The sequence below is a fragment of the Azospirillum griseum genome (genome assembly GCF_003966125.1).
Classification (GTDB): domain Bacteria; phylum Pseudomonadota; class Alphaproteobacteria; order Azospirillales; family Azospirillaceae; genus Azospirillum; species Azospirillum griseum.
In genome coordinates, this window is sequence record NZ_RXMA01000060.1 from 1 (window position 1) to 9194 (window position 9194).

Annotated in this window: 9 protein-coding genes; 4 read left to right on the forward strand and 5 right to left on the reverse strand. The window is 62.9% G+C overall.

Annotated elements, in window-relative coordinates; all coding sequences use genetic code 11:
- Positions 1–300 precede the first annotated feature (300 nt).
- Positions 301–1416 carry an aromatic ring-hydroxylating oxygenase subunit alpha gene (locus EJ903_RS25670; protein WP_126620719.1) on the forward strand — a complete coding sequence of 372 codons (1116 nt, stop codon included), beginning with the start codon at positions 301–303 and terminating at the stop codon, positions 1414–1416.
- A gap of 10 nt (positions 1417–1426) precedes the next feature.
- Here EJ903_RS25670 and EJ903_RS25675 read toward each other — a convergent pair whose 3' ends face one another.
- Genes EJ903_RS25675 through EJ903_RS25690 form a run of 4 tightly spaced genes read right to left on the reverse strand, consistent with a single transcriptional unit; the run spans position 1427 to position 4420 of the window.
- Complete coding sequence (locus tag EJ903_RS25675) at positions 1427–2005, reverse strand: GNAT family N-acetyltransferase (RefSeq protein WP_126620720.1); 579 nt, start codon at positions 2003–2005, stop codon at positions 1427–1429.
- Complete coding sequence (locus tag EJ903_RS25680; RefSeq protein ID WP_126620721.1) at positions 2002–3006, reverse strand: RHO alpha subunit C-terminal catalytic domain-containing protein; 1005 nt, start codon at positions 3004–3006, stop codon at positions 2002–2004. The genes EJ903_RS25675 and EJ903_RS25680 overlap by 4 nt, the downstream gene beginning before the upstream one ends.
- Positions 3003–3647 (reverse strand): Rieske 2Fe-2S domain-containing protein, encoded by a 645-nt coding sequence (locus EJ903_RS25685; protein WP_126620722.1) that lies wholly within the window; start codon positions 3645–3647, stop codon positions 3003–3005. Before EJ903_RS25685 ends, EJ903_RS25680 begins: the two co-directional genes overlap by 4 nt.
- An 8-nt stretch (positions 3648–3655) precedes the next feature.
- The gene (locus tag EJ903_RS25690) at positions 3656–4420 is read right to left on the reverse strand and encodes an SDR family NAD(P)-dependent oxidoreductase (protein ID WP_126620723.1); all 765 of its coding nucleotides are present in this window, start codon (positions 4418–4420) and stop codon (positions 3656–3658) included.
- Positions 4421–4683: 263 nt separating this feature from the next.
- On the opposite strand from EJ903_RS25690, the gene EJ903_RS25695 reads away from it, so the two are divergent.
- The 3 genes from EJ903_RS25695 to rfbC all read left to right on the forward strand — a co-directional run bounded on the left by EJ903_RS25695 (position 4684) and on the right by rfbC (position 7747).
- Entirely contained in the window at positions 4684–5778 is a 1095-nt protein-coding gene (locus tag EJ903_RS25695) for a 3-oxoacyl-ACP synthase III family protein (protein ID WP_126620724.1), read from the forward strand.
- 200 nt (positions 5779–5978) lie between these two features.
- Positions 5979–7211 carry a class I SAM-dependent methyltransferase gene (locus EJ903_RS25700; protein ID WP_126620725.1) on the forward strand — a complete coding sequence of 411 codons (1233 nt, stop codon included), beginning with the start codon at positions 5979–5981 and terminating at the stop codon, positions 7209–7211.
- Positions 7211–7747 (forward strand): dTDP-4-dehydrorhamnose 3,5-epimerase, encoded by a 537-nt coding sequence (rfbC, locus tag EJ903_RS25705; RefSeq protein ID WP_126620726.1) that lies wholly within the window; start codon positions 7211–7213, stop codon positions 7745–7747. Before EJ903_RS25700 ends, rfbC begins: the two co-directional genes overlap by 1 nt.
- 44 nt (positions 7748–7791) lie before the next feature.
- Here the strand turns inward: rfbC and rfbF are convergent, their stop codons facing one another.
- Positions 7792–8562 (reverse strand): glucose-1-phosphate cytidylyltransferase, encoded by a 771-nt coding sequence (rfbF, locus tag EJ903_RS25710; protein WP_126620727.1) that lies wholly within the window; start codon positions 8560–8562, stop codon positions 7792–7794.
- Positions 8563–9194: the final 632 nt, after the last annotated feature.

Genomic DNA, 9194 nt, shown 5'->3' on the forward strand with positions numbered 1-9194 from the left:
CGTCGAGTCTACCCGCAGCGACTCCCGCTGAAAATCCCCGACCGCACCACAAGCCAAGCCGATTCATCTATTTTGAATCGGCTCCTTAGATGGCGTTGACATTCATTTGGTCCAGATGAATGTCAACGTCCTCTATCTTGCCACCGATCCCAGAAGGGGGAAGGGCCGTCCACCACATCACCTCAGAAGATCGCTGTGCCACCATTGCAACCGTCAAGAACGGCTTTCTTTGAATGGCCCTGACTGCGACGGGGTGTCCCCTGGACCGGGCGGCGGGCGACAGGATAGGCTGACCGGACCATGACACCCCCGCCCTTCACGCCCGCGAAAGCCGTCCCCGGCATTTTCCCCGCCGCCTACCACGACCCGGAGGTTGCCCGGGCGGAGGAGGAGCGGATCTTTCGGCGTGTCTGGGTCTTCGCCGGTTTCACCGACGACCTCGCCCGCCCCAACGACCATCTGACCCTGCGTGTCGGCGGTCTGGATGTGCTGGTGCAGAATTTCGATGGGGAGTTGCGGGGGTTCCGCAATGTCTGCACCCACCGCTTTGCCCGGATCCACCGGACGAAACGCGGAAACGGCCTGTTGCGCTGCGGCTATCACGGCTGGACCTTCGACCGCGACGGCGTGCCGTACGGCATCCCCGGCAACGAGGCGAATTTCGGCCTGGACCGCAAGGGCCGCTGCGACCGCGCCCTGACCCCGGTGGCGGTGGCGGTGTGTGGCCGCTTCGTCTTCCTGCGGGTGGCGACGGAGGGGCCGGATCTCGACGACTGGTTGGGCGTTTATGGTGATGCGCTGCGCCATGCCTCCGAGATCTTCGTCCGCCCCATCGATGAACAATCGATGGACTGGGCCGCCAACTGGAAGATGGGGGTGGAAAGCGTGCTGGAGGTCTATCACGCCGACCTCACCCACCCCACAACCTTCCGCAAGCTGGTGAAGGGGGATTGGCGTTGCGACTATGACGGTTCCCATTCCCGTGGCGTGACCTCGATGTCGGACAGCAGCGGGCGCTGGTGGGACGGCGTGTCGCAACGGCTGGGCTTCCACCCCAGCCCGATCCTGCGCGAGTACGACCATCTCCACATTTTTCCGAATCTTGAGATTGGCTTCACCCGTGGTGCGGTGATGAGCGTCCAGACCTACGATCCGCTCGGTCCCGACCGTTGCACGCTGAATCTCCGGCTCTTCCTGGCCGACCCGGACGGTGACGCTGGGAAAGGTGGCTCCGCCGCCCGCCGCGTGATCGAAGAGGGCGCCCGCGACCTGAACATCGCCCTGCTGCGCGAGGATCAGGAAGCCTCCGAACTCGCCTTCCAAGGCTGCCGTCAGACCGACCGCCCCGCCCTGCTCGGCCTGAACGAGGAACGCATCCAGCAGTTTCACGCGGTGTGGCGGGGCATGATCGGCTGATGTCGGCACCTCACCGCCATTCCCGCCCGTCCATGTCCTGGTAGACGCGGAAACGGTCGCGCACCACCAGCCAGTCCTCGGCCAGCATTTCGAAGATGTGGAGATCGATCTCCCTCCCCTCTCGCACCACCTGACGCTTCAGCACGCCGACCGGGCGGTAGCCGATCATCGGCTGACCTTTCAGCAGGCGGGGGCTGTTGGTACCCAGGATGTGGTTCACCACCTTGCGCAGCCCCATGGTGAAAAAAACATGGTTGAGCATGTAGGCGAAGTTCAGCGGAGCCGCTCCGATCCGCCCGGCCCGCTCGCCCATCAGCACGCCGATGGTGGCGATCCCCCAGGCCGGTTCGATCACGGTGATCGAAACATGGCCGGTCGGCACGCCATCAACGCAGAGGATGCGGTGGACATAGCCGTCGCGCTCCTGGCTGCGCCGCAACCATTCCTTTTGCCGTTCCACATCATAGGGCACGCGGCTCAGCATCTGGTCGGCGATGTCGGGCCGGGTGCGCCAGTCGAGCAGAATTTGGGCGTGATCCTCCGTCGGCTCGATGAAGGTCAGCGCGCCACCTGCGGGCTGTCCGCTCATCGCGTCGTCTCGGCCAGTTGGCGCAGCATCACCTGATGAAAATCAAGGATGCGGCGCTCACGTCGACCATAAACACCGGTGAAACCGGGCAAATCGGCGATGCCGGGCCGCCCCTGCTGCACCGCCTCGCAAACCGGGCGATCCTCGGCGATCACGGTTCCGGCGGATTCGATCAGATACGCGGCGGTGGAGCGGTGAAAGGCCCGTTCCCGCGCCGTCTCCAGCCGGGTGGTGGGCAGGAACAACTGCCACCGCAGGACCGACGCGTCAGGGGCGAGCGGATCGACCCGATGCGGGATCACCGTGGCTCCGTAGAAGGTCGCCAGATAAAAATTCGGAAAGATGAAGGTGTGGCGGTAGAACGCCTCGTCGGCGAAACGGCGCAGGCGCAGCTTGCCGTCCAGCTTCGCCCACCATCCGGCGGTGCCGTCGGCGAGCAGCCAGCGGGAATCGCTGTTGGCACCATGACGTTCGGTGACGAGGGTGCTCTGCCAGTCGGGATGAACCGCCGGGTGGATGGTGTCGGGATGAACGGTGGAGCCGTGGAAATCGTCCATCGTGTTCTCGACCAACGCCTTCCAATTGGCTTGGAACGGGATGCCGACCGGGGGCTGCGGGTTCAGGCAGTTCGCCGACATCATCGCCAGCCGGTCGCCATAAGGGGCCAGATGCTCGGCCAGGGTCGGGCCGGTTTCGCCGCCCTCTTCCGGTGCCACGCGGGCGAAGACCAGGACACCGCAACGGTCGATCCACAGGGCGCGCGTGCGCTCCCCGTCGCGGCAGACACCGTCCATCGTCTCACCCCGACGGCGCAGTTCGAAACGCAATCCGGCCATCTCGGCGTTCAGGACGTTTGTGTCATCGAACACGCCCATGTACAGCCAGCAGCGGCCAAAAACCCGCTCCCGCTCCAGGGCGAAGGCGGCGTCGGTCCAGAAATGGCCGTGCGGAAGGAAGGTTCCCTCTCCAGGGATGACGCTGGGGTGCAAGGCGCTGCTCATGCCGGCCGCTCCGCGTCGGTGGTGGCGGGGTAGAGGGTGATGGTGCGGGAAAAACGCGGGTCGGCACCGGGTGGTGCCATGCTGTGCAGAACCAGCGCAGGAGGGGTTGACGACGCAGCGGGGGCCAGATGAGCACGCAGGTTGGCCGCCTCGATGCGCTCCCACGCTTCGGTCGGCTCCACCGGGGTGCCCGGACGGGGGAAGGCGTCGGACAGGGCCGCCAGCCGGGCGAAGAGGTCGTGCCCCAAATCCTCCTCCAGCGACGGGCCGTCCATGGCCACCCGGACGAAGACCAGTCGCCCGCAGCGCGCCAGCGAGGCCGGGTGCAGGGCCAGCCGTCGGCGTCCTTCGGCCTCCAATTGGAAGTCGGTCGGGTTGAAGGGCAGCCCCACAGGAACGCCGTCGGCGTCAAAGCTCCAGCCATGATAGGGGCAGCGCAACGGGCCACAGCCCGCCGGTTCGCCATGGATCACGGCAAACCGGTGGGTGCACACGTTGCGGAACGCGACCACCCGCCCCTTGATGTTCTGCGCCACCAGCGGCACCGCTCCGACCCGTGTGGTGACAAAGGCGTTGGGAAGGGCAAGATCGTCGGTGGTGCAGAGATGGAACCAGCGCTGATCGGGAGAGTCGTTGGTCATGACGGGTCTCAGGCGGTGCGACCGCCGTCCACCGTGACGATGGACCCGGTCATCCAGCGGCTGGTGTCGGCGAGCAGATAGGCGAGCATGTGGGCAATGTCGTCGGGATGGCCGAAACCCAGCGGTTGCAGCCTGCGCAGATGCTCATACTGATCGGCGGTGAGCTTTTGCTTGCCGCGTTCGATCAGTTCGGTCTCGACGATGGACGGGACCACGCAGTTGACGCGGATGCCGTCGCTCAGCAGTTCCACCGCCAGCCCCTTGGTGGCGGCGATGATGCCGCCCTTGCTGGCGGCGTAGACGACGTTGCCGGGCGAGGCCGCCGTGGCGGCGGTGGAGGAGATCAACGCCATCGCCGCCCGCTCCGCGTGGCAGCCCTTCTGCCGCAACCCACGGGCAAGCGCCAACGCGCTGCCCAGATTGGCCCGCATCACCGAATCGAAGAACTCGGTGGAGAAGATGCGGATCGGCCGCAGCGTCTGAATACCGGCGCAATGGGCAATGCCGTCGATCAACCCATGGTCGGTCGCGAGGGTTTTCACCCAGCCGGGAACCGCCTCCAGATCCGACAGATCAAAGGGGGCAACGGCGTGCCCATCCCCAACCAACTGGGCGGCGGTTTCGGCCAACCGCTCAGCGTCACGGCCGTTCAGGATCACCCGCGCGCCCAGCCGCGACAGCATCACCGCCGTCGCCCGCCCAATCCCGGCGGATGCCCCCGTCACCAGCATGAGACGACCAGACAGGTCCATGGGGTTGTAGGAAGCGGTCATGGCGGCGTGCAATCCAGCGTCGTTAAGTGGCGGAAACCATAGCACAGTTGCTCCGTCGGGCAGGACGATCCTCAATGCGACCTTTTGATCAGGCGTGCGCGAAGCGCTGCTCCCCCGACCGGCGCGCTATCGTCTTGGTCAGAATGGGATCAGCCTCAATGCCAACCGTCAATTCAGGAATTTTTCAGCCCGGTTCCCCGGCTTGAGATAGACTGTCTTTCCCAGGCGCACGCCAAAGACGCAGTGTATAAGGGCATGAAATCATGAAAGCAATCGTTGAAGGTGTACGGGTCGCCGGTCTGCGCACGGTGGTTCCGGCGCAGCGTCATTCCTTTGTCGAAGACCCCGGCATCTTCACGACCGAAGAGGTGCAGAAGTTGGCCGCCACCATCGGCGTTCGCGAACGCCGCGTCCTGCCACGCCCCTATTGCGCGTCCGACCTGTGCGTCGCAGCGGCGGAAGGGCTGATGCAGCAACTCGACTGGGATCCGGCCAGCGTCGAGGTTCTGGTCTTCGTTTCGCAGGATGCTGATTATGTGCTGCCCGCGACCGCTTGCATCATGCAGCACCGGTTGGGGTTGCCGACCAGCGCGGCGGCGTTTGACGTGCCGCTGGGCTGTTCCGGCTATATCTACGGGCTGTGGATCGCGTCGCGACTGCTGGGCGGATCAACCGCCAAACGCGCGCTGGTGCTGTGCGGCGACAACGCCACCCGCCACCTGCACCCGGAGGACCGCGCCACCCTGCCCTTGTTCGGCGACGCCGGCTCCGCCACCGCGTTGGAGGTCGACACGAACGCCCCACCAATCCCGGTGGTGATCGGCACCGACGGTGCGGGCGCACCGCACATCTTCGTCAAGGCTGGCGGCAAACGACATTGCCTGATCCCGCCGGTTGGAACCGCCGGACAGACCCTCGAAAAGGAAGCTGCTGCCCAATTGGAGCGCGACTCCCGTCTGACGCTGAACGGGGCGGAGGTGTTCTCCTTCACCCTGCGCGCCGTGCCGCCACTGCTGCGTGAGGCCATGGAGCACGCCAACACCGACGTCGAGGGCATCGACCGCTTTGTCCTGCATCAGGCCAACGCCTTTATGTTGGAGCACCTGCGCAAACGCATGAAGATACCGACAGAGAAATTCATCATCGACATGCAGGGCTTCGGCAACACCAGTTCCGCTTCCGTCCCGTTGGCCATCTGCCACAGCATGGGATCGCAGTTGACAGCTGGACCCGTGAAGACACTGATGGCTGGCTTCGGTGTGGGTTGGTCTTGGGGCGCAATGGTGGTGGAATTGGGAGCGATGCAAGAACCGCAGGTGGTGGATCTGCCGGGAAACTGGCCAGTGCTGACCGTATGAAAGAGCGAGCTATGCAGGAAACTGGGTGACGGCGCGGTCAGGCGGCGTCACCCAGTTTCCTGCATAGCTCTCGACACCACTCGCCGACTAATTTTGCAACATAGCCTCAATACCTATATGGTCTACAGTCGGAATGCATCGTCGGCATATCGCCGGGCGATGCATGACAGCCGCCCGGTCATTCCAACAGCGCGATTTCCATGTCAACCGATACCCGATGCCGATCCTGTGGGGCAGCATTAACCCGGAGCTTCCTTGATCTGGGATGCATGCCATTGGCGAACGCCTTTATCGATCCGGAGGCGCAAGACCAGCCGGAGCGTTCGTATCCACTCCACGCGAAGATTTGCGACGCCTGTTTCCTGGTCCAGCTCGACGTGACGGTGCCGCCGGAGGAGATCTTCGACGACTATGCCTATCTGTCGTCCTATGCGGACAGCTGGGTGGAGCACGCCCGCAGGTATGTCGATGCGATAAGCATGCGCTTTGGTCTTGGTGCCGGAAGCCAGGTTATTGAAATCGCCAGCAACGATGGGTATCTGCTACAGCATTTCGTCGCGCGCGGCATTCCGGTCCTGGGAATTGAACCTGCCCGTACGGCGGCGGACCGCGCTCTTGCGCGCGGCATCCCGACCGAACGGGTTTTTTTCGGACAAGCGACGGCGCGGTCGCTCCGGGTGGCGGGATACCGGGCCGATCTGCTGGTGAGCAACAATGTCCTGGCCCATGTGCCCGATATCAACGATTTCGTGGCAGGAGTGCCGGAGATTCTGGAACCGGAGGGGCTGTGGACGATTGAGTTTCCCCACCTGCTGACACTGATGCAGCAGGGCCAATTCGACACGATCTATCACGAGCATTATTCCTACCTGTCGCTCATGGCGATCGAACCGCTGCTGGAACAGCATGGGCTGAGGGTGTTTGATGTCGAACAGATTCCGACCCATGGCGGGTCGCTTCGCCTGTTCGTATGTAGACGATCCGCCGCATACCCGCAGGAAGCAGGCGTGACGGAAGTTCGAGCGGCCGAGGCATTGGCGCGGCTCGGAGAAGCGTCTACATACGATGACTTCAGCCTGCGGGCCGAGGGGATTCGCAAAGGGTTGCTGGCGTTTCTGCACGATGCCCGGTCGCGCCGCATGTCGGTCGTGGCCTACGGAGCGGCCGCCAAGGGCAACACCATGCTCAACAGTTGCCAGATCGGTCCGGAACTCATTGCGTATGCGGTTGATCGCAATCCCCTGAAGCAGGGGCGATTGCTGCCCGGCAGCCGACTGCCCGTGGAGCCACCTTCACGGATTTTTGAAACACGGCCGAATTTCGTCCTGATCCTGCCCTGGAATCTCCGGGACGAGATCGCCGGCAGCATGACCGCCATCCGGGACTGGGGGGGGCGCTTCGTCGTGGCTCTGCCGCAGTTGGAGGTCTTTTGATGATCTTCAGGCCGACACCGCTGTCCGGAGCGGTGCTTCTGGAGCTGGACCGGCAGGAGGACATCCGGGGATTTTTCGCACGCACCTTCTGCACCACAGAGTTCGCAAATCACGGTCTGCCGGTTCATTTCCCTCAGCATAACCTGTCGCACAATCACAGGAGTGGAACCCTGCGCGGTCTGCACTTCCAACGGCATCCCCATGAGGAAACGAAGGTCGTGCGCTGCATCGCCGGTGCCGCTTATGACGTGATCGTCGATCTGCGATCTGGAAGTCCAACCCGGGGGCGATGGTACGGCGTCGAGTTGAGCGCCGCCAACGGCCGCGCCATATTCGTTCCCGCCGGCTTCGCCCACGGTTTCCAGACGCTGTGCGACGGAACCGATCTGCTCTACCTGATGGGCAGTGCCTATGTTCCGGATGCCGCTACAGGGATACGGTGGAACGACCCTGCCCTGGCGATAGACTGGCCGCTTCCGATCTCGGCCATCACCGAGCGCGACGCAGCCTTTCCGTTGCTGGACACGGTGATGTAGCACGGCAACCGAGAAGATCACCTGCGGAAAACCGCCGCATGGCTCTACCAGGAGCGCCATGGGGCCCTGTTGCCGGTATAGAGCTGCTCCAAGGTGTTGCGGTCGCGTACCGTGTCCATGGGCATCCAGAAACCGTCATGGCGATACGCGGCCAGTTGGCGCATTCCGGCCAGCCGCGTCAGCGGGCCCGCTTCCCAGATGGTGGCGTCGCCTTCGATAAGGTCCAGGACTGAGGGAGCCAGAACGAAGAAGCCGCCATTTATGTAACCTCCCTCCCCGTCCGGTTTTTCTACGAAGTCCGTCACCACGTTGCCAGAGATCGCCGTGGCACCGAAGCGCGCCGGCGGCCGCACCACGGTCATGGTGGCTGCCAGTCCCGCCTGTCGGTGGAAGGCGATCAGCGAGGTGATATCGATATCAGCAACTCCATCGCCATAAGTCATGCAGAAATCTTCTGCTGGGTTCAGATACGGAGCCACCCGTTTCAGGCGACCGCCGGTCTGGCTGTCCATGCCCGTGTCAACCAGTGTGACCCGCCAAGGCTCGGTACGGCTTTGGTGGAAGGTACTTGTGTGATTGATAAAATCAAATGTGACGTCAGAGTTATGCAGGAAATAATTATGAAAGAATTCTTTGATTACATATCCTTTGTGCCCCAAGCAGACAATGAAATTGTCTAATCCATGTCGCGAATATATCTTCATAATATGCCATAGTATTGGCATGCCGCCGATCTCCACCATTGGCTTTGGTCTGACGGTGGTCTCCTCCGCTAACCGCGTCCCAAGTCCTCCGGCGAGGATGACAACTTTCATTATGAATACTCCAACCGATCATGTGCCACCTTGGAGTGTCGGCGCGACCGGCCTCTGTACACAGATTTCACCGGCCCGTCCTGTCGGTCGCTTTTCGGTCGATGACAGAGCATGGTTGTGGAGATCGCGTGGTCCAGCAGTGCTTGTCACGAGCGAAATGCAGGTGACGCCTCGGAATATCTACTAGCATTTCCTGATAGCGTCCACGGACGTGGTGGAAATTCGCTGATCGTCCTGGGGGTGGGGCATGCCCCACCCCCAGGACGGCGTGAGGTGATGTGGTGGACGGCCCTTCCACCTTCTGGGATCGGTGGCAAGCTAGATGGCGTTGACATTCATTTGGTCCAGATGAATGCGCCAACGAGGCTGAGAATGGACATGAACGCTCTTGGGGTCTGGTCGTAGCGTGTGGCGATCCGCCTGAAGTGCTTGATCTTGAGAAAGAAGCGCTCGACGAGATTGCGTTCGCAATAGAGGGCGTAGTCACACGGCACCTGAGGGGATGTTCTCCTCGGAGGGATGACGGGAACGGCGTCCTGGGCGTGTGAACCGCGCCGGGATTGTCGGCGGCAAAAGTTCGTGAGTCACGCCGCCATTTGCTGATTGCTCACGGCGTCATGATAGCGTTGTTC

Bases quoted from the DNA above. Each gene is read 5' to 3' on its own strand.
- EJ903_RS25675 (WP_126620720.1), bottom strand. From the start codon at position 2,005: ATGAGCGGACAGCCCGCAGGTGGCGCGCTGACCTTCATCGAGCCGACG.
- EJ903_RS25690 (WP_126620723.1), bottom strand. From the start codon at position 4,420: ATGACCGCTTCCTACAACCCCATGGACCTGTCTGGTCGTCTCATGCTG.
- EJ903_RS25700 (WP_126620725.1), top strand. From the start codon at position 5,979: ATGTCAACCGATACCCGATGCCGATCCTGTGGGGCAGCATTAACCCGG.
- EJ903_RS25695 (WP_126620724.1), top strand. From the start codon at position 4,684: ATGAAAGCAATCGTTGAAGGTGTACGGGTCGCCGGTCTGCGCACGGTG.
- EJ903_RS25670 (WP_126620719.1), top strand. From the start codon at position 301: ATGACACCCCCGCCCTTCACGCCCGCGAAAGCCGTCCCCGGCATTTTC.
- EJ903_RS25685 (WP_126620722.1), bottom strand. From the start codon at position 3,647: ATGACCAACGACTCTCCCGATCAGCGCTGGTTCCATCTCTGCACCACC.
- rfbC (WP_126620726.1), top strand. From the start codon at position 7,211: ATGATCTTCAGGCCGACACCGCTGTCCGGAGCGGTGCTTCTGGAGCTG.
- EJ903_RS25680 (WP_126620721.1), bottom strand. From the start codon at position 3,006: ATGAGCAGCGCCTTGCACCCCAGCGTCATCCCTGGAGAGGGAACCTTC.
- rfbF (WP_126620727.1), bottom strand. From the start codon at position 8,562: ATGAAAGTTGTCATCCTCGCCGGAGGACTTGGGACGCGGTTAGCGGAG.